The sequence below is a fragment of the Streptomyces nidicola genome, from assembly GCF_050106155.1.
In the GTDB taxonomy this organism is placed as follows: Bacteria; Actinomycetota; Actinomycetes; order Streptomycetales; family Streptomycetaceae; genus Streptomyces.
Genome location: NZ_JBNBPI010000001.1, coordinates 4,961,103 through 4,980,468, shown reverse-complemented (window position 1 = coordinate 4,980,468; position 19,366 = coordinate 4,961,103). Strand labels below are relative to the sequence as shown.

The 19,366-nt window shown below is 72.0% G+C and carries 19 protein-coding genes; 4 read left to right on the top strand and 15 right to left on the bottom strand.

Annotated elements, in window-relative coordinates; translation table 11 throughout:
• Positions 1–4 precede the first annotated feature (4 nt).
• From ACOKM3_RS22700 to ACOKM3_RS22685, 4 genes are all read right to left on the bottom strand, one after another.
• A complete protein-coding gene (locus ACOKM3_RS22700) occupies positions 5–1,234 on the bottom strand; it encodes a cytochrome P450 (protein ID WP_426902882.1) in 1,230 nt (409 codons plus the stop codon).
• 19 nt (positions 1,235–1,253) lie between these two features.
• Positions 1,254–1,919 carry a response regulator gene (locus tag ACOKM3_RS22695; protein WP_426902881.1) on the bottom strand — a complete coding sequence of 222 codons (666 nt, stop codon included), beginning with the start codon at positions 1,917–1,919 and terminating at the stop codon, positions 1,254–1,256.
• Positions 1,916–3,250, bottom strand: a complete 1,335-nt coding sequence (locus ACOKM3_RS22690) for a sensor histidine kinase (RefSeq protein ID WP_426902880.1) — start codon at positions 3,248–3,250, stop codon at positions 1,916–1,918. Before ACOKM3_RS22690 ends, ACOKM3_RS22695 begins: the two co-directional genes overlap by 4 nt.
• A gap of 97 nt (positions 3,251–3,347) precedes the next feature.
• Positions 3,348–4,238: an alpha/beta hydrolase gene (locus ACOKM3_RS22685; RefSeq protein ID WP_426902879.1), complete on the bottom strand. Its 891-nt coding sequence runs from the start codon at positions 4,236–4,238 to the stop codon at positions 3,348–3,350.
• Positions 4,239–4,365: 127 nt separating this feature from the next.
• On the opposite strand from ACOKM3_RS22685, the gene ACOKM3_RS22680 reads away from it, so the two are divergent.
• Entirely contained in the window at positions 4,366–4,998 is a 633-nt protein-coding gene (locus ACOKM3_RS22680; protein WP_426902878.1) for a TetR/AcrR family transcriptional regulator, read from the top strand.
• A gap of 447 nt (positions 4,999–5,445) precedes the next feature.
• On the opposite strand, the gene kynU is transcribed toward ACOKM3_RS22680, so the two are convergent.
• The 10 genes from kynU to ACOKM3_RS22630 all read right to left on the bottom strand — a co-directional run bounded on the left by kynU (position 5,446) and on the right by ACOKM3_RS22630 (position 15,275).
• The gene (gene kynU, locus ACOKM3_RS22675) at positions 5,446–6,648 is read right to left on the bottom strand and encodes a kynureninase (protein WP_426902877.1); all 1,203 of its coding nucleotides are present in this window, start codon (positions 6,646–6,648) and stop codon (positions 5,446–5,448) included.
• Positions 6,641–7,495: a tryptophan 2,3-dioxygenase family protein gene (locus ACOKM3_RS22670; RefSeq protein WP_426902876.1), complete on the bottom strand. Its 855-nt coding sequence runs from the start codon at positions 7,493–7,495 to the stop codon at positions 6,641–6,643. The genes kynU and ACOKM3_RS22670 overlap by 8 nt, the downstream gene beginning before the upstream one ends.
• A 155-nt stretch (positions 7,496–7,650) precedes the next feature.
• A complete protein-coding gene (locus ACOKM3_RS22665; RefSeq protein ID WP_426902875.1) occupies positions 7,651–8,064 on the bottom strand; it encodes a DUF3151 domain-containing protein in 414 nt (137 codons plus the stop codon).
• Positions 8,065–8,215: 151 nt separating this feature from the next.
• A complete protein-coding gene (gene fbaA / locus ACOKM3_RS22660; protein ID WP_426902874.1) occupies positions 8,216–9,247 on the bottom strand; it encodes a class II fructose-bisphosphate aldolase in 1,032 nt (343 codons plus the stop codon).
• A gap of 138 nt (positions 9,248–9,385) precedes the next feature.
• Positions 9,386–9,946, bottom strand: a complete 561-nt coding sequence (pyrE, locus tag ACOKM3_RS22655) for an orotate phosphoribosyltransferase (RefSeq protein ID WP_426902873.1) — start codon at positions 9,944–9,946, stop codon at positions 9,386–9,388.
• A 56-nt stretch (positions 9,947–10,002) separates the two neighbouring features.
• A complete protein-coding gene (locus ACOKM3_RS22650) occupies positions 10,003–10,797 on the bottom strand; it encodes an aldose epimerase family protein (protein ID WP_426902872.1) in 795 nt (264 codons plus the stop codon).
• Positions 10,798–10,982: 185 nt separating this feature from the next.
• Positions 10,983–11,942 carry an SRPBCC family protein gene (locus ACOKM3_RS22645; protein WP_426902871.1) on the bottom strand — a complete coding sequence of 320 codons (960 nt, stop codon included), beginning with the start codon at positions 11,940–11,942 and terminating at the stop codon, positions 10,983–10,985.
• 555 nt (positions 11,943–12,497) lie between these two features.
• A complete protein-coding gene (locus ACOKM3_RS22640; protein WP_426902870.1) occupies positions 12,498–14,021 on the bottom strand; it encodes a polyamine aminopropyltransferase in 1,524 nt (507 codons plus the stop codon).
• 94 nt (positions 14,022–14,115) lie between these two features.
• Positions 14,116–14,640: a DUF2617 family protein gene (locus tag ACOKM3_RS22635; RefSeq protein ID WP_426902869.1), complete on the bottom strand. Its 525-nt coding sequence runs from the start codon at positions 14,638–14,640 to the stop codon at positions 14,116–14,118.
• A 335-nt stretch (positions 14,641–14,975) separates the two neighbouring features.
• Positions 14,976–15,275 (bottom strand): hypothetical protein, encoded by a 300-nt coding sequence (locus ACOKM3_RS22630; RefSeq protein ID WP_426902868.1) that lies wholly within the window; start codon positions 15,273–15,275, stop codon positions 14,976–14,978.
• Between the two features lie 125 nt (positions 15,276–15,400).
• On the opposite strand from ACOKM3_RS22630, the gene ACOKM3_RS22625 reads away from it, so the two are divergent.
• From ACOKM3_RS22625 to ACOKM3_RS22615, 3 genes are all read left to right on the top strand, one after another.
• Complete coding sequence (locus ACOKM3_RS22625; protein ID WP_426902867.1) at positions 15,401–16,594, top strand: pyridoxal phosphate-dependent aminotransferase; 1,194 nt, start codon at positions 15,401–15,403, stop codon at positions 16,592–16,594.
• A gap of 126 nt (positions 16,595–16,720) precedes the next feature.
• Positions 16,721–17,293 (top strand): SigE family RNA polymerase sigma factor, encoded by a 573-nt coding sequence (locus ACOKM3_RS22620; protein ID WP_426902866.1) that lies wholly within the window; start codon positions 16,721–16,723, stop codon positions 17,291–17,293.
• Positions 17,290–18,660, top strand: coding sequence for an outer membrane protein assembly factor BamB family protein (locus tag ACOKM3_RS22615; protein ID WP_426902865.1), 1,371 nt, complete (start codon positions 17,290–17,292; stop codon positions 18,658–18,660). The genes ACOKM3_RS22620 and ACOKM3_RS22615 overlap by 4 nt, the downstream gene beginning before the upstream one ends.
• A 79-nt stretch (positions 18,661–18,739) precedes the next feature.
• On the opposite strand, the gene ACOKM3_RS22610 is transcribed toward ACOKM3_RS22615, so the two are convergent.
• Positions 18,740–19,279 (bottom strand): YbjN domain-containing protein, encoded by a 540-nt coding sequence (locus tag ACOKM3_RS22610; protein ID WP_426902864.1) that lies wholly within the window; start codon positions 19,277–19,279, stop codon positions 18,740–18,742.
• Between the last annotated feature and the right edge of the window lie 87 nt (positions 19,280–19,366).

Genomic DNA, 19,366 nt, shown 5'->3' with positions numbered 1-19,366 from the left:
GCCGTCACAGCTCCACGGCAAGCCCCTCAAGGCCCCGGATGACGAAGTTCGGCTTGCGCCGCGGCTCCGACGCGAGCCGCAGCGTCGGCGCCTGCGTGAGCAACGCCCGCATGGACGCGGCGAGTTCGATCCGGGCGAGCGGGGCGCCGATGCAGTAGTGGATGCCGGCGGAGAAGGAGATGTGGGGGTTGTCGGGGCGGGTCAGGTCCAGGCGGGCCGGGTCGGTGAAGACCGCCGGGTCGTGGTTGGCGGAGCCGAAGAGGAGGGCCACCTCCGATCCTGCCGGGATCGTGGTGCCCGCGACCTCGATCTCGTCGAGCACCCAGCGTTCGAAGAGCTGGAGCGGGGTGTCGTAGCGCATCAGCTCCTCGATCGCGGTGGGGATCAGGGAGTGGTCCGCGCGCAGGGCCGCCAGCTGTTCGGGGTGGCGGAACAGGGCCCACCAGCCGTTCACGGTCGCGTTGACCGTGGCCTCGTGTCCCGCGTTGAGGAGCAGGACGCAGGTGGAGATCATCTCCTGCTCGGTGAGGCGGGCCGGACGGGCGCCGTCCTCGTCGTCGTGGGCGGCGATGAGACCCGAGATCAAGTCGTCGGTGGGGCGGGCGCGGCGGGCCGCGATCAACTCCCGTAGGTACTCGCTGAATTCGAGCGAAGCGGTGACCGCCGCCCGCGCCGTCTCCTGCGACGGGTTCAGCTCGTACATCCCGCAGATCGCCGCCGACCACGGCCGCAGCGGCGCCCGGTCCGACTCGGGGATGCCGAGCATCTCGGCGATGACGGCCACCGGAAGCGGTTCGGCGACCGCCGTGAGCAGATCGCCGCCACCGTCCGCGACGAGCCCCGCGACCAGCTCGCCCGCCAACTTCTCCACGTACGGCTGGAGTTGCCGCACCGTGCGCGGCGTGAACGCCTTCGACACCAGGCGGCGGATGCGCGTGTGGTCCGGGGGCTCCAGGTCGAGCATGCCGTGGTCGTTGAGGGTGTGGAACGGCTCGTGCTCGGGCGGCCGGGCCGTGCGGCCGAAGTCCTCGTGGGCGTAGCGGTGTTGGTAGGTGCGGCCCAGGCGGCGGTCGCGCAGGAGCGCCGAGACGTCGGCGTGGTGCGGGATCAGGTACTGGTTCGACGGCTCGAACCAGTGCACCCGGCCGGCCTCGCGCAGGGCCGCGTAGGCCGGGTACGGGTCGGCGACGAAGGCCGGGGACCAGGGGTCGAACTTCTCCACGAGCGCGTCCATGGAGGGACGCTAGCCCCGCTCAGCCCGGCGTGACCAGACGTGCCTCGTACGCGAACACCGCCGCCTGCGTCCGGTCGCGCAGCCCCAGCTTCACCAGGACCCGGCTCACATGCGTCTTGATCGTCGACTCGGCGACCACGAGCCGCTCGGCGATCTCGATGTTCGACAGGCCCTGCGCGATCAGGACGAGCACCTCCGTCTCGCGCTCGGTCAGCTCCCCGTACGCGCCCGCCTGCCGCCCCACGGGGAACCTCGACGTCTCGGACAGCTTGGCGAACTCGGTGATCAGGCGGCGGGTCACGGTCGGCGCGAGGAGGGCCTCGCCGCTCGCCACCACCCGTACACCGTCGGCGAGTTCGCGCGCCGAGGCGTCCTTGAGGAGGAATCCTGAGGCCCCGGCCCGCAGCGCCTGGTACACGTACTCGTCCAGGTCGAAGGTGGTCAGGACGAGTACCTTCGTGCCCGCGTCCGCCGCGACGATCTCGCGGGTCGCCTCGATGCCGTTGAGCTCGGGCATGCGGATGTCCATCAGGACGACGTCGGGGCGCAGCTCGCGGACCTTGGCGATCGCCTCCACGCCGTTGACCGCCTCGCCGACGACCTCGAAGTCCGGCATGGCGTTCAGCAGGACCGAGAAGCCCTCGCGGACCATCATCTGGTCGTCGGCGACCAGCACTTTGATCACGCCTCGTCCTCCGTCCCGGTGGCCGCGGCGCGGGCGACGGGGATGAAGACCGTCACCTCGTAGCCGCCGTCGGCCGTCCCCTCCGCGGTCATCTCGCCGTCGAGCATGGAGACGCGCTCACGCATCCCGGTGAGGCCGTGTCCGGCTCCGGGGCTCGGCTTTATGAGCCCGGTCGACGGTCCGTTGACGATCCTGAGGCCGAGGCCCCCGAGGACGTACGACACCTCGACCGCGGCCTGTGAACCCGGCGCGTGCCGCAGCGCGTTGCTCAGCGCCTCCTGCACGATCCGGTACGCCGACAGCTCGACGCCCTGCGGGAGTTCACGGGCCGCGCCCGTCACCGTCCGCGTCACGGTCAGGCCCGCCTCCCGCACGTTCTCCAGGAGCCTGTCGAGGTCGGCGAGCGTGGGCTGCGGGGCGTCGGGCGCCTCGTAGTCCTCCGCCCGTACGACACCGAGGACGCGGCGCAGCTCGGTCAGCGCCGCCACCGCGTTCTCCCGGATCGTGACGAAGGCCTGCTCCAGCTCGGGCGGCGGGTTCTCGACGCGGTAGGGCGCGGCCTCCGCCTGGATGGCGACGACCGACATGTGGTGCGCCACCACGTCGTGCAGCTCGCGCGCGATGTTCGTGCGCTCCTCGAGGAGCGTGCGCCGGTCCCGCTCGACGGCCGTGACCGTACGCTCCTGGACGACCTGGCGCCGCGCGGTGCGGTTGACGTGGACGAGAGCGACGATCCCGACCCCGATGCCGGACAGCACCGCCATCGGGACGGCGACGCCGCCGTCCAGGCCGCCGAAGACCGCCGCCGAGAGCAGCGAGTACAGCGTGGACAAGGCCCACATCCAGGCCGCCGTACGCGGCCGGGTGCGCGCCGCGACCACCATCATCACGATCGTGTGCCCCATGAGGCTGCCGCCGGACCACGGGTAGAGGTCGTCGCTCGTCGCCCAGACGAGGATCGGTGCGGCCGCGAGCGAGAGCCACCAGGCGAGGATCGGGCGGAGCAGGGTGAGCGCAACCGGGACCGATGCCATCAGCCCGGCGACGAGGGCGAAGAAGCTGTCGTCGAGGGCGCCGTAGCTCGCCATGCCGGTGATCAGCGTGAGCCCGGCCAGGCCGAGCACGACGGCATGCGGCAGCAGTCCCAGGTGCTTCCGGAAGCGGTCGGGGAACTGCCGGGCCCACGGCCCGTCCGTGCCCGCCCGCGGCATCGGCCGGTACGCGAGCACCCCCCGGAACAGGTCCTCGCGCAGCCCCCGCAGCGCCGACTTCGCGAGATTGATCTCAGGGCTGTGCTCGCGTGGGCCCTGGATGATGGTCGTGTCGGTCATGGCACTCACGGTAGGACGCGGGTGCACCCGCCCGCGTCCGTACGAAGGAGGGTTCGCCGGCGTCCGTCGCAAGGACTAGATGGCGGAGGGGGCGCGGTCACCAGGCCAGTTGCGCGATCTCCTCCGCGACCACCGCGCAGGCGTCCGCCGCCGGGTCGATCACCGCGAAGTGGCCGACGTCCTCCAGGAACGTGACGCCCACGACCTCGCCGGCCTTCGCCGCCGCGTCCGCGTACGCCTCGGCCAGTTCGAAGGGGATCGTCGTGTCCGTACGCCCCTGGACCACGGTCGTCGCGACACCGGTCGGCAGCAGTTCGACGGGGTCCGCGTACGGGCGGCGCTCGTCGAACAACTCCCGCATCCCGCCCAGGAGCTGGACACACGCGCCGTCGCAGACCCCCAGCTCCTCGGCGAGCACGAAGCCCGCGAGCGGGGCGATGGCGACGACGCCGCGCAGCGCCGCCGAGTTCGGGGTGCGCCAGGGCGCGCCCTCCGGCAGCACGTGCCGGGCCCCCGCCCACAGCGCGAGCTGGCCGCCCGCCGAGTGACCGGTGACGACGGTGCGGCGGGGGTCGGCCGACGGCAGGTGCTCGGCGGCGAGCGCGGGCATCGCGTCGAGCGCGGTCGCCACGTCGTCGAAGGTCTCCGGCCAGCGACCGGCGACAGGGCCCTCGGCGCCCTGATGCGGCACCGCCGCGCCCGGCCCCCGCCGGTACTCGACGTTGGCGACGGCGAACCCGCGCCTCGCGAGGAAGTCGCAGAACGGGGTCAGGTACTGCCGGTCGTACGGCGCCCGCCACGCGCCGCCGTGCAGGACCACGACGAGCGGGGCCGCGGTCGCGCCGTTCCTCGGGACGTAGAAGTCGACGATCTGATCCGGGTGATCGCCGTACGCGGCGCTGACGTCCGGCGGCACGGCAGGGTGCGAGAAGGCCGACGCCTCCTCCGCCTCCTCACGGGCGGCGCCGGACTTGTCGGGGTCTGGCATGCTCCAACCTCTCGACGTCGTGCGGAACTTGTGGTTACGGGTATGCGGACGCTACCAGGCCCGTGACGTGCGTCAACACGTACAGTGACCGCACAAACGGTTCCTTCGTTCCGTTACCCTGGCGGTCATGAGCAGCGAGCAGAACGCCGCGTCCACCGATGCGCCCGAACCCGGCACGCTCCGTCCCGGCGGGCGCACCGCCCGTGTCCGCGCGGCGGTGCTCGACGCGGCGGGCGACGTCCTCGCCGAGCACGGCTTCGACCGGCTCGACCTGGGCGACATCGCGCGGCGCGCGGACGTCGGCAAGACGACGGTGTACCGGCGTTGGGGTTCGCCCACGGGCCTCGTCGCCGACCTCCTCGACCAGATGGCCCAGGAGTCGCTCCCCCGCACGGAGACGGGCACCCTCCACGGCGACCTGACCGCCAACGCCCGCCTGGTGCAACGCACGTTGGCGGACGCGCGGCAGGGCGCCCTGTTCCGCGCGGTGATCGCCGCGGCCACGTGCGACGCACGGACATCTTCGGCGCTGGCCCACTTCTACGAGGTCCGGGTGGCCGAGTGGGCCCCCTGCGTGGAACAGGCGGTGACCCGCGGCGAACTGCCGTCCGGCACGGACCCGTCCGAGGTCATCCGCGCGGTCTCCGCCCCGCTGTACTACCGCTTCCTGACGACGGGCTCCGCCCCCACGGAAAGGGACGCGACCCGCTCCGTGGAGGCGACGGTCGCGGCGGCGGTGGCGGGGGTTTATGCGGGGTGAGGGCGGCTCCGCCGGGGCGGGGTGGCTCCGCCGGGGGGCGGGACGGACGGCTCCGCCGGGGCGGGGTGGCTCCGCCGGGAGGCGGGACGGACGGCTCCGCCGGGGGGGGGGATGGGCGGGACGACTCCGCCGGGGGGGGATGGGCGGGACGACTCCGCCGGGGGATGGGCGGGGCGGCTCGGCGAGGTGGCCGATGGGCCGAAGGCCGCTCACCGGGCCACGGGGCCAGCGGGCCACCGTGCCTATGGCCCGAACGCCGCTCACCGGGCTACCGGGCCGCCGGGCCGCCGGGCCGCCGGGCCGCCGGGCCGCCGGGCCGCCGGGCCGCCGGGCCGCCGGGCCATGGGATGCGCCGAACGGACATCGGGCCGCTTGCCCGCCCATCTCCCACCCACCCGCCCCCGACGGCCGGAGGCCACCCGCCCCCAGCCGCCCGAACGGGTACCGCTAGGACAACTCCCGCGCCAACACCGACCCCGCCCGCTCCACGTCCGCGAAGGACACGTACAACGGCGTGAAGCCGAAGCGCAGCACATCCGGCGCCCGGAAGTCCCCGACGACCCCCGCAGCGATCAACCGCCCCATCACCTCCCCCGCATCCGCACACCGCAACGCCACCTGACTCCCCCGCTCCCCGTGCGCAGCCGGCGTCACCACCTCGACCCGCCCCCCGGGAACGTACGCCTCGACGCACTCCACGAAGAAGTCCGTCAGCGCAAGCGACTTGGCCCGCACCGCCTCGACCGAGACATCGGGGCGCGCCCACACCTCAAGGGCCGCTTCCAACGCCAGCATCGACAGGATGTCCGGCGTACCGACCCGCCCTCGCACGATCCCGTCCGCCGCCTCGTACGACGGCCGCATCCCGAACGGCTCGGCATGCGAGTTCCAGCCCGGCAACGGCGAGTCGAAGTCCGCCTGGTGCTCGCGCCGCACATACAGGTACGCGGGTGAACCCGGGCCCCCGTTCAGGAACTTGTACGTGCAGCCGACGGCGAGGTCGACCCCATGCGCGTCGAGCCCGACCGGCAGGGCCCCCGCGCTGTGGCACAGATCCCACACCGAGATCGCACCCGCGCCGCGGATCGCCGAGGTCAGCGCCGGCAGGTCATGCAGCCGCCCACTGCGGTAGTCGACGTGATTCAGCAGCACCGCCGCCGTCCGCGGCGAAAGCGCCCCCGGCACCTCCCCCGGCTCCACGGCCCGCACCGAACACCCCGTCATCCGCGCCGCCGAGGCCGCGATATAGCCGTCCGTCGGGAACGTCGCGGCATCGACGAGAATCTCGTCCCGCCCGGCCTCCGGCCCGCCCGACAACCGCACCGCACCCACAAGTGCCTTGAAAACATTGACACTTGTGGAGTCGCCAACAACCACCTGCCCGCTGTCCGCGCCCACGAGCGGCGCGATGAGATCCCCGATCCGCTCGGGCGCGGTCCACCACCCCGACTCGCTCCAGGACCGGATCAGCAACTCGCCCCACTGCCGCCGGACGACGTCGTCGACCCGCCCCGGCACATTCGCGGGCAACGCACCGAGCGAGTTCCCATCCAGATACACAACGGCATCATCGAGAACGAACTGCCCCCGCACACCCGCGAGTTCATCCTTCGCATCCAGCTCGCGCGCCCGCTCGTACAGATCAGACATGAGACCTCGCCGTCCACAGCTCGGGGAACACGTTGCCGCGCGCCCGCTTCTCCAACCACGCCACACCGGCGGAGCCACCCGTGCCCGTCTTCGCGCCCATCGCGCGCCGCGTGGCCACCAGATGATCGTTGCGCCAGCGCCACACCAGCTCGGCGACATCGGTCAACGCCTCGCCCAGACGGGCGAGTTCATCACTCTCGTCGCCCGCGTACAGACGCGTCCACACCGCCTCGACCTCCGCCGACGGCTCGTACTTCTTCGACACGTCACGGTCGAGCACGGCCCGCGGCACCGCGTGCCCGCGCCGGTGGAGCAGCCGCAGCACCTCGTCGTACAGGCTCGGCTGGTGCAGCGCCTTCTCCAGCTCGCCGTGCACCCGGGGCGCGCCGCGGTGCGGCACGAGCATCGACGCCGACTTCTCGCCGAGCAGGAACTCCATGCGCCGGTACATCGCCGACTGGAAGCCGGAGCCCTCGCCGAGCGCGGAGCGGTACGAGTTGAACTGGGCCGGAGTGAGCTGCGCCAGCGGCCGCCAGGAATCGTTCAGCGCCCGCAACTCCCGTACGGAACGCTTCAGCGCGGCCACGGCGGTCGGCACGTCATCGGCGCCGAGGGCCCGCGATGCGGTCTCCCACTCGTGCACGATGACGGTGAACCACAGCTCCATGACCTGGGTCGTGACCAGGAAGACCATCTCGCCGGGATCGTCCGAGCGAAGGTGCTGGAGGTGGGTGAGGACGTCGGCCTGGACGTAGTCCTCGTAGGGCGTGGTGCCCGCGAAGTCGAGATGCGGTGCGTCGGGCGCCTCTGTGTCGCGACCCGCGTCGTGTTCCGCGTCGTGGGACATCGCTGTCTCCTGTTGTGTACTCCGGGTAGCGGTCCGCCCTGCCGTTACCGACACGGGGCCCCGGTCCCCACGGGCATCCTCCGCAATCGTCCCCGGAAACGGCAAGGCCCGCCTGGTCACAATGGACCGGGCGGGCCTCACGGCACCACGAAACCTCAGGTCAGCGTCTGCGCCGCCGCCTCCGAGGAGTCCTTCAGGAACTGCGTGCAGCGCTCGTACTCCGCCTGCTCACCGATCTCGCCCGCGGCCCGCGCGAGGGCGTGCAGCGCGCGCAGGAAGCCGCGGTTGGGCTCGTGCTCCCACGGCACCGGGCCGTGGCCCTTCCAGCCGGCACGGCGCAGCGAGTCGAGGCCGCGGTGGTAGCCGGTGCGGGCGTAGGCGTAGGACTCGACGACGCTGCCGCGCTCGAACGCGTCGTCGGCGAGCTGCGCCCAGGCGAGCGAGGAGGTGGGGTACTTCGCGGCGACGTCCGCAGGGGGCGTCCCGGCCGCGAGCAGTTCGCGGGGCTCCGGGTCGTCCGGGAGCTCGGTCGGGGGCGGACCGCCGAGGAGGTTCTCGTGAAGGTTCATGGGGTCAAGTGTGCCGCGCCCGGACGGTTGCTTGTCGAGCGCCCTCGTGACATACGACAGGACCCGGCCGTGGCAAGCCACGGTCCGCCCTCGTGACATGCGACGGACCCGGCTCCCCGAGGGGATGCCGGGCCCGTACACAGGAAGTGCCCTACTTGATGCGCGTACCCGTCGAACGCAGGTTCTCGCAGGCCTGGACGATGCGGGCGGTCATGCTCGCCTCGGCCTTCTTGCCCCACACGCGCGGGTCGTACGTCTTCTTGTTGCCGACCTCGCCGTCGACCTTCAGGACGCCGTCGTAGTTCTCGAACATGTGGCCAGCGATCGGGCGGGTGAAGGCGTACTGGGTGTCGGTGTCGAGGTTCATCTTCACGACGCCGTTCTCCAGGGCGGTCGTGATCTCCTCGACCGTGGAGCCGGAGCCGCCGTGGAAGACGAAGTCGAACGGCTTCGAGCCGGCCGGCTGGCCGTACTTCGCGGCGACGCCCTCGTTCAGCTCCTTGAGCAGGTCGGGGCGGAGCACGACGTTGCCCGGCTTGTACACGCCGTGCACGTTGCCGAAGGACGCGGCCAGCAGGTAGCGGCCCTTCTCGCCCAGGCCCAGGGCCTCGGCGGTGCGCAGCGCGTCGTCGACCGTGGTGTAGAGGTTGTCGTTGATCTCGTGCGAGACGCCGTCCTCCTCGCCACCGGTCGGCGTGATCTCGATCTCGAGGATGATGTTCGCGGCCTTGGCCTTGGCGAGCAGCTCCTGGGCGATCTCCAGGTTGTCGGCGAGGGTCTCGGCCGAGCCGTCCCACATGTGCGACTGGAACAGCGGCAGGCCGCCGGCCTCGACGCGCTTGGCGGAGATGTCGAGCAGCGGGCGCACGTAGCCGTCCAGCTTGCCCTTGGGGCAGTGGTCGGTGTGCAGCGCGATCTTGTTGCCGTAGCGCGCGGCCGCGACGTGCGCGAACTCGGCGAGCGCCTCGGCGCCGACGACCATGTCCTTCACGCCCTGGCCCGAGAGGTACTCGGCGCCACCGGTGGAGATCTGGATGATGCCGTCGGACTCGGCCTCGGCGAAGCCCTGAAGCGCGGCGTTCAGGGTCTGCGTCGACGAGACGTTGATGGCCGGGTAGGCGAACTTCCCCGCCTTGGCCCGGTCGAGCATCTCGTTGTACTGGTCCGGGGTTGCGATGGCCATCTGCCGTCTCCTCGTAAAGCGCGCGGGTTGCGGGTTCGGGTTGTCGTTCTGGGTGACCCTCACCAAGGGGGTGACATCATCGTCGACCCCATCTTTCCAGACTCGGCCAAATGCTCCAGTCCGGTGCGGCGGAGCGGTTCAGTCCAGTCCGAGCTCGTCCTTCGAGAAGGCGAAGAGGTACGGAACCCCGGCGCCCTCGGTGATCTTCTCGGCGGCGCCGGTGGCCCGGTCCACGATGGTCACGACGGCGACGACCTCGGCCCCGGCCTCGCGCACCGCCTGCACGGCCTCCAGCGGGGAGCCGCCGGTCGTGGACGTGTCCTCGACGACGACCACGCGACGGCCCTTGATCTCCGGCCCCTCCACGCGCTTCTGCATGCCGTGCGCCTTGGCGGCCTTGCGGACGACGAACGCGTCGAGGCGCTGCCCGCGGGCGGCGGAGGCGTGCAGCATCGCGCCCGCGACGGGGTCAGCGCCCATGGTGAGGCCGCCGACCGCATCGAACTCGAGCCCGTGCTTGCCGGTCAGGTCGAGCAGCACCTGACCGACCAGCGGGGCGGCCTCGCCGTCGAGGGTGACGCGGCGCAGGTCTACGTAGTAGTCGGCCTCGATCCCGGAGGAGAGCGTCACCTTGCCGTGCACCACGGCCTTGTCCTTGATCTGCTGGAGCAGCGCGTCGCGCACGTCGTTCGAAGTCATGGCTATGAGCTTAAGGGCCCGGCGCGGGAGCCGGTTTTACAGGTGGCTCCACGTCTCTACAGGTGGCTCCACGTCCAGGTCGTGCTCGCCTCCAGCGGCTCCACGGGCGTGACCAGTCGCGGGGCGGTGTTCAACCCGTTCGGCGGCCCGGTCTGCGGCTCCACGCACACAGCCGCATCCTGCTCGTCGTACACGACGACCCACTGCTCGGGGCTCTTCACCTGGACCTGGAGGGCGCCGGGCCAGGACAGCGTGACGTCGACGCCGTCGGGCATCCCGAAGCAGTCGTCCCAGGGGCCGGGGGTGGCCTCGATGCGCTTGCCGGTCGGCAGGTGGTCGGCGCCGCGCTCCTCCTGCCAGGCCGGGTCGAAGGCGATCTGCACGCTGCTGCCGCCGTCGGTGATGGTCCGGTTGAACCAGGGGTGCCAGCCGATCTGCGCGGGAAACGAGTCGCCGTACGTCTCGATCCCCATCGACAGGGTCAGGGAGTCCTCGGTGAGCGAGACGAGCTGCGTGACGCGTCCGCTGTACGGCCAGGGGTCGGTGAGGTCGTACGTGAAGGCGGCCTCGGTGCGGGTTTCGCGCGCGGTGGTCCACTCGGCGTTGCGGCCGAAGCCGTGGATGGCGTGCGGCGGGGAGTTCAGCGGCATCTGGTGGGTGCGGCCACCATCCCGGAACTGCCCGTCCCTGATGCGCCCGCACCACGGCACCATCGGGAAGCAGCCGTACTTCTCGCCCTGCCGCAGCAGTTCCGTCCCGGAGATCTTCAGGCTGCTGATACGGCAGCCGTTGCCCGGCGCCACGGTCACTTCCGCGTCACCCGCGGTCAACGTCGTTTCCTGTGTCGTCACGGGTCCTGAGCCTATGCGGCGTACGCCTGGCAGCGCCTGCGGAGGGCTCCGCCGGTTGCGGGGAGGGGGCTGGCGGCCACGCCGATTACGCAGAGGGACCTAGCGGTGCCTGCGGAAAGCTCCGTCGATTGTGGGGAGGGTGTCTGGCGGCGCTGCGGAAGGCCGCGCCGATTACGCGGAGGGCCCTAGCGGCGCCTGCGGAGGACCCGGCCGACGACGATCGCCGAGGCGAGTGCGACGGCGGCCGCGGGAGCGGCCCAGCGCAACGTGGCGCTGGTCGTGACGCCCTCGGGGGCGGGCACGGGAGCGTACCGGCCGCGCGGCGGCGCGTGGTCGACCTCCTCCGCGCTGCGGCCGATCATCGTGCGCCGGGCGTGCGCGGCGACCGGCTCCGCCGGGAGGTCGGATTCGGGTCCCTCGGCGGCCGCGAGGTCCGCGTCGGGGTCGAGGGACGGGGGCGGGATCTCGGTGTCGAAGAGGGCGGAGTGGTCTTCGGCCGACGGGAACACCTCGGCCCGCCCACCTTCGCCGTCGCGGTCGGCGGGGTCGCCGACCGAGCTGCTGCCGGCGCCCTCGACGGTGTCGTCGGCGGGCTCGTCGCCCGAGCCCTCGACCGTGTCGTCGACGGACTCTTCACCCGAGCCCTCATACGCGTCCTCAACCGAGCCGCCACTCACGCCCTCGCCCGGGCCCGCGCCCATGTCCTCGTCGGGGTCCGACCCCGGCTCCTGGCCGGTCGCGCCCAGGTTCTCCGCGAAACGGTTCAGCAGACGATGGGCAGCCGACGCCACGGCCTCGCGCGGCAGTTCCGCGACCCGGCCGTCGCCGGAACCGGTGCCGGAGAAGGTGACCGCGGAGCCGCCGGCCGCCGCCGCGACCCGGGCGGTCAGGGCGAACTTCACGCCTCCCGTGCCGCGGGCCTCGCTGCCTTCACCCGTCACGGCGAAGGAACCGTCCGCCGACTGCGTCACGGTGACGCCGCCCCGGTACGTGATGGTGTGCCCGCCGATACGTACCTTCAGGCGGCCTCCGCCACCGGAGGCGTCACGCTGGTAGCCGGGCAGGGCCCGGTCGACGCGTTGGGAATCGCAGAGCACCGCCCGCAGTGACTCCGCCGGAACCGGAACGAACACCTCATGCTCCATGCCGCCGAGCCTAGCGACCTCATCGCTCACATGTACCCCCTTCGCCCTCCACCTTTCGACTTTCCACCGCCCCAGGGTGCACCTGTGCTACTGCGACCACGACTGGGCCCGGGACGCCACCACATCAACACCGCCGGACGCTGCCCCGGCACCGCGCATCAGGCACCACCCCGGGCAGCCGAGCCCCGAAGGGGGCGCGCCCGGTCGACGACCGAAGTCCCGCCCAGCCGCACCGGCGGGGCTTGGTAGATCAAGCCCCGCCGGCGATTGAGGCGGCCGTCCGCAGGACTTTCGGGAAGGGGTGGGGCGGGGGAAGAGAACCTCAGTCGGCGGACTCGCAGCCCCGCCACACACGCCCCGCCCCGGGGAGCCGAAGCCCCCGGAGGGGGCGGGCGGGTGGGAGACGACCGAAGCCCGGCGCAGCCGGAAAGCACGGCGCCGCGAACCGGGACCGTGGGCGCCGCCCCGGCACCGCCCCACAACCCCGCCGCCGCGCAACAACCCGACGCCCACCGGCCCCCGGAACCCGCACCCCGCACCCCGCAGGGCCCCGCGTCAGTCGCCGAACCGCGGATGCACCAACGTCGACGGCGCCACCCCCACCCCCGCCCGCACCACCCGCACCCCCGCCGGAGGCCCCGGTCGTGTCCAGCCCGCCAGGACGAACCCCACACCCCCGTCCCCGCGATACGCCACCGCCCGCAACCCCGCGGAGCGAACCGTCGACGCCGCCGTGTCCAGCGGCGCCGCCGCACCCCTCACCCGCACCACCACTCGCCCCCGGTCCGTGAGGACCCGCCCCACCAACCCGTAGAACTCCTGCGAGTACAGCTTCGTGCTCGCCGTGCTGCCGGGGTCGGGCAGATCGCACACCACCACGTCGTACGGCAGCGCCCGCGGAGCGCTCCGCAGCCACGCGAACACGTCCCCCGTCACCACCCGCACCCGCGGATCCCTGAACGCCCGCCCGTTCAGCCCACTCAGCCCCGGATCGGTCCTGGCCAGGCGCACCACCGCCGGATCGGGGTCGACCACGTCCACGCGCCGCACCCCGCGGACCCGCAGCGCCTCCCGCGCGGCCAGCCCGTCGCCCCCGCCGAGGATCAGGACCCGCGCACGTGGACCACCGTGCAGCGCGGGGCCGACCAACTGCCGGTAGGGGCGGCCCCGTTCACGCCCGTCGGCCCGCAACTGCCCGTCGAGAAAGAGCGACGTGGGTCGCCGCCCACCGCCCGTGAGCACGACTTCCTGCGCCCCGGTCTGCACGGCGACCCGCACATCCGCCCCGAACAGGGCGTGCCGGGCCGCCCGCTCGAAGTCGTCGACGAGGACCCAGGACGTGGCGAGCACGCCGAGCACCGTGACGTTCGCGACGATCAGCAGCCAGCGGGCCCGCCGGCTCAGGTCCCGCCGGAACAGGCCGAGGACGAGCACCGCCCCCGCCACCGCGTTGACCGCCCCGGTGAGCAGCGCCCCCGTCAACTGCCCGAGCAGCGGCAGCAGAAGGAAAGGGAACGCAAGGCCGCCCACCAGCGCACCCACATAGTCCGCCGCGAACAGGTCGGCCACGGCCCCGCCCGCGTCCTGCCGCCGGATCCGCTGGATCAGCACCATGAGGAGCGGCACCTCCGCCCCGATCAGCACCCCGATGGCCAGCGAGAACCCGACGAGCAGCCAGCGCGGCCCGTCCGCCCAGGCCCCGCCCCAGTCCCCGGTCCACGCGAACACCGCGTACAGCGCCATGGCACTGCACCCGCCGACGAGCGCGAGCAGCGCCTCGATCATCCCGAAGCCGACCGCGGCGCGCAGCCGCAGCCGCTTGGCGGCGAGCGAACCGAGGCCCATCGCGAAGACCATGACGGAGAGCACGACGGAGGCCTGGGTGACCGAGTCGCCCATCAAGTACGAGGCGAGCGCGACCAGTTCGAGTTCGTAGACCAGCCCGCAGGCCGCGCAGACGAAGACTCCTGCGAGGACGAGGAGGCGCCCGGTGCCCGGCTTCACCGGGAGCGGGGACCGGACCGGGCCGCCCAGGGGCCTGGGGCCTCGGGTCGTCACGGGTGGGTGCGGTTCGATCACGCCTGGAACGCTACGTCACGGTTTGACTCCGTCCAGTCACCCACACGTGTGGAACCGGTGCACCGCAGGCATACCCGCACCGCCGCTCGCGCCGCTACAGCGCGGCGGCCACCGGCATCCGCGCCCCCACCCGCGTACGCGTGGCGACCAACTGGCCGTCCTGCGGGTAGGCGTGCCAGGTGCGCCACTGCACCTGACCCTCGTACCGCTGCGCGAGCATCGCGGTGAAGGCGTGCGGGCTGCCGGGAAAGACGCCCGCCAGACCGTTCGGATGGTCGGCGACGAGTGCGAGCAACTCCTGTGCGCGGCCCGCGAATTGGCCCGCCGTCAAATGTTCGACGCGGGCCGCGAATTCGTACTCCCAGTCGCCGAGGCGCTTCGCGACGCCCAGCGGGAGCGGCGTACTGCTGCCGGGGATGCACGCCACGGTCTCCGAACAGCTGCCGCGCTCCTCCTCGAGCAGTACCTGGTGAGAGGCGCCGAGCAGCCTCAGCTGAAGCCTGGCATCGTCGATGTCGAGGTCGAGCGTGGCGAGCGCGGGCAGGGGCTCCCGGCCGAGGGCCCAGGCCAGATCGGCCGCGCTCGTATCGGAATAGGCGGTGTTCAGGGTCGTGAGCATGGGTCGGCTCCGCTAGCACGCAAAGGGAAGTGGGGCCGGCTGGATCAAAGGGGCCGGCTCGTGCCCACGAGAACGCGATAACTACGTAGTACGAGGGCTGCGTTGACGGTTAAAGGGAATCATGGTGGGCGACGCCGTCACAGCGTTTTTACCCAACTTCGGAGGGTTTCCATCCCCCCGAGGGCAGCACAGCTCAACTGTTCAACTTCAACGAGCACCTTTCGCGCCCGGCGCACAACCTGCGAGGGCACAACCGGACAAGCGTGCGGCCCACGCGGACCGACTGCCCCGTGTCAGTCGTCTCCGCGCGGGCCGCACGCCCGGACAACGGTGTGTCAGCTTCCGCCGCCCCCGCATCCACCACCGCCACCGCCGCACGACGAGCCGCCTCCCCCACAGGAGGAGCCGCCGCCGCACGAGTGGCCGTGATGGCCGCCGCCCGAGTCACCCGACGAGGAACACCCGTAACTCCCGCCGCCGCTCGCGGCACCGCCACCGGCCCACCAGCTGCTCCTGCCGGCACGGTTCTTCTTCAACGATGTACTGGATGAGCGGCCACTGCCGCCCGCCCTGGCCGTTCCGAGCACGATGGCGAGCACCAGCGCCACGAAGACCACGATGAAGAACACGTTCATCACCGGCCCTCCTCTCTCTTCCCCCGTATCCCCCGAGGGGCCGCCCCGTGCGGGCGTGACAGGGGAATGCCCCCGCCCGGAGCACGCCAAGCAGGAGTTGAGGAAGTCCAGAGGTTCGGCGCAGGATGGCCGGCATGACCTCCAGCGCACGCCCCCTGCTCAACCGCCGCCTCGCCGAGTTCGGAACGACGATCTTCGCCGAGATGTCCGCGCTCGCCGTGCGGACCGGCGCCATCAACCTCGGCCAGGGCTTCCCCGACACCGACGGCCCCGAGCAGGTGCGCGAGGCCGCCGTACGGGCGCTGCGCGCGGGACACGGCAACCAGTACCCGCCGGGCCCCGGCATCCCCGAGCTGCGCACCGCGATCGCCGCCCACCAGCAGCGCCGCTACGGCATGGAGTTCGACCCCGACCGCGAGGTCCTGGTCACGGCGGGCGCGACCGAGGCCATCGCCGCCTCCCTCCTCGCCCTCGTCGAGCCCGGCGACGAGGTCATCGCCTTCGAGCCCTATTACGACTCGTACGCGGCGAGCATCGCCCTCGCCGGCGGCACCCGCGTCCCGGTCACCCTGCGTCCCCACGAGGGGTCGTTCCGCCTCGACCTCGACGAACTGCGCGACGCGATCACCCCCCGCACCCGCCTCCTCCTCATCAACACCCCGCACAACCCCACCGGCACCGTCCTCAGCCGCGCCGAACTGACCGCCATCGCCGAACTCGCCGTCGAGCGCGACCTCCTGGTCGTCACCGACGAGGTCTACGAACACCTCACCTACGGCGACGCCGAACACATCCCGCTCGCCACGCTCCCCGGCATGCGCGAGCGCACCGTCACCATCGGCTCCGCGGGCAAGACGTTCTCGTTCACCGGCTGGAAGGTCGGCTGGGTGACGTCCACGCCGGAGCTCGTCACGGCGGTCCGCTCCGCGAAGCAGTTCCTGACGTACGTCTCCGCGGGCCCCTTCCAGTACGCCGTCGCCGAGGCCCTCGCCCTCCCCGACAGCTACTTCTCCGACTTCCGCGCCACCATGACGGCCAAGCGCGAACTCCTCGCCTCCGGCCTCGAAGACGCCGGCTTCACCGTCTTCCGCCCCCAGGGCACCTACTTCATCACCACCGACATCCGCCCCCTCGGCTTCGACGACGGCTTCGAATTCTGCCGCGCCCTCCCCGAACGCTGCGGCGTCGTCGCGGTCCCCAACGCCGTCTTCTACGACGACCGCGCCGCGGGAGCCCCCTTCGTCCGCTTCGCCTTCTGCAAGCAGGACGAGGTACTCAGCGAGGCGGCGGCGCGGCTCGCCAAGGTGCGTACGCGATAGGGCGGTTCACGGCGTCCCATTGAACAAGGCCCGTGAAGAAGGCCTGTGAAGAAGAAGGCCCGCACGGCAGGCATAGATGTCCCGTGCTCCGCGCGTCCTTGTGGGCGTCAGAGAACGGGAGGGCCAATGGACCCGCAGGATCAGCTCAGATTCCGGGACTTCGTCGACGCCAGGTGGGGCACCCTGCTCCGCCTGGCGAACCTGCTCACCGGCGGCGACCGGCACGAGGCCGAAGACCTCGTACAGACCGCGCTGCTGAAGACCCTGGGGCGCTGGCGGCACATCGACGACCCCGAGGGCTACGTCCGCAAGGTGATGTACCGGCACCAGATCAGCCGCTGGCGGCTGCGCCGGCCGCACCGCGAACCGACGTTCGACGCCTCGCGCACGGTGTGGCGCGAAGAGGGAACGGCCGACGGCACCGCCGACGCCGACCTGCGGATCACCATGGCCGGCGCGCTGGCCCGGCTCACCCCGCGCCAGCGCACCATGCTCGTCCTGCGCTACTTCGAGGACCTGTCCGAGACCGAGGTGGCGGCCGCCCTCGGCTGCTCGGTCGGCACCGTACGCAGCACCACCCACCGCTCCCTGGCCCGGCTGCGCGCGCTCGCGCCGGAACTCGACGCCCGGCACCCCGCCGCGGCCACCGATCCCGACCGCCCCGCCAACGGCACCGCGCCGAAGGGAGCCCACGCATGAACGCCGACCAGCTCGACCGGGCGCTCCGCGACACCCTGCACACGTGGACCCCCGACACCACCGCCGCCCCCACGGACCTCAGCGACCGTCTCGTACGCCGCCGCAGGCGCCGCACCACACTGCGCGTCACCGGCGCCGCCCTCGGCCTCACCGCCATCGCCTTCGGCACGGTCCTCGTCACCGGCACGGGGAGCGAGGCCCCGGCACCGGCCACCCACGTCAGCCGCGAGGGCAAACTGCGCTGGCAGACCACGCTCCCCGGCAAAACCACGTGGGACGCCTGCATGAACGGCTCCGGAGCCGTGTACTGCCGGGGCGCCGGGTACGACGGCCTCGGCGTCGACACCCGCACCGGAAAGGTCGTCTGGCAGCGCCCGTCCGCGAACGACGACGGCGGCGGCACCCCCGCGGGATCGATGGCCGGGGTCCGCGACGGAATCCTCTACACCTACGCCGACCACGCGCCCGGCACCTCGAACCCCGGGACCGACGTCGTCGCCGTCGACCTCGACAGCCGCAAGGTGCTCTGGAAGCACAAGCTGGCCGACGACAGCCGCGACGCGGACTCCGCCGTGCTCTTCGACGGCGGCGTCCTCGCCAACACCCCCACGTTCAAGAGCGCGGCGGCCCTCGCCCCCAGGACCGGCCGCACGCTGTGGACGCACAAGTGGAAGCGGGCCGACTGCACCGCCGCCGCGATCGGCGGCGTCCCGTACCTGATGTGCTCGCCCGACAGCGAGAAGGCGCCGCAGCGCAGCACCGTCGTCCGCCTCGACCCGGCGACCGGCCGCCCGCACACGGTGGCGACGCTCAAGGGCATGACGTCCTACGTCGGCAGGGACGGCGACACGGTGCTGCTCAACGCCATGGCCGGAAACCAGAAGTTCTTCGGTGATCGCGGCCCCACCGACCTGATCCGCGTCGACACGGGCACCGGGAAGGTGACGAAGCACCGCGCAGACGGACCGCGCGGCGGCGTGATCGCGGACGGCGTCATGCTCGCGGTCCGCAAGGACGGCACGGCCCTCGCGTGGTCGGCCGCCGACGGGAAACAACTGTGGGCGAGCCCATCCGGCCTCAGGCTCCGCAAGGACCCCAGCGGCCCCGGCATGTACGAACTGGCCTCCGCCGCCGCCGTGAACCTCACCGACCGGGTCGCCTACTTCCTCGACCCGACCGGGAACATGGTGGGCCTCGACCTCGACAACGGCGCGGTGCGCTGGCGCGGCAAGGTGAAGCTGCCCGAGCGGCCGGTGCGGGGCGGCGTCGCCCCCGAGCTGATGACCGAGGGCCGCCACGGCCTCATCGGCCAGGTCGACAGCGAACTGTTCCGCATCGACCCGAAGCCGTCACCCACGGACTCGTAGCCACGCCAAGAGCCCGGCCGGTGCACACCGTCATGGTGACGGAAACACCGACCGGGCTCTCACGCGAACTCACGCGAACTCACTGGGAGTCGTCGCCGTCCTCCGGCTTCTCCGCGGAGTCGACGTCGGCCTCCAGGCCGAGCTGCTCCACCAGCCACCGGTCGAACTCGATCGCGGCGCGCACCCAGCTGACCGTCGACGACACGAAGTGCTCGAGCGAGACCCCGGTGCCGATCAGCATCTGCGCCTCACCGATGAGGCGGACGGTGCCGTCGTCGTGGGTGTGGCTGTAGACCTTCGGCCACAGGGTGCGGCGGTTCCAGTCGTCGATCGACTCGAGCAGCTGCGGCTTGATCTCGATGCCGTGCGGCCGGTCGTAGAACGTCCGCACCGAGAAGACCTGCTGGTCATCCTCGCCGCGGAACATGAAGTACGTACGGAACTCCTCCCACGGCGCCGCGAGGTCACCCTCCTCGTCGGTGACGTACTTGAGCTCCATCTGCTCCAGAAGCTGCTTGACCAGGTCCTGGTCGGGAACCACGGGACCGGCCGGTCCCGCGCCCTCCTGCGGCTCGGGCTGTCCCCCGAAATTGGGAATCGAGGACGGGTCGATGCTCACTTGCTTGGTCCCTTCGTATGGATGCCGCCATCCTCTCCCACCGAGGCCCCCCAAGGGCAAGCCCGCGCCCCTTCCCAGGGACGCGGG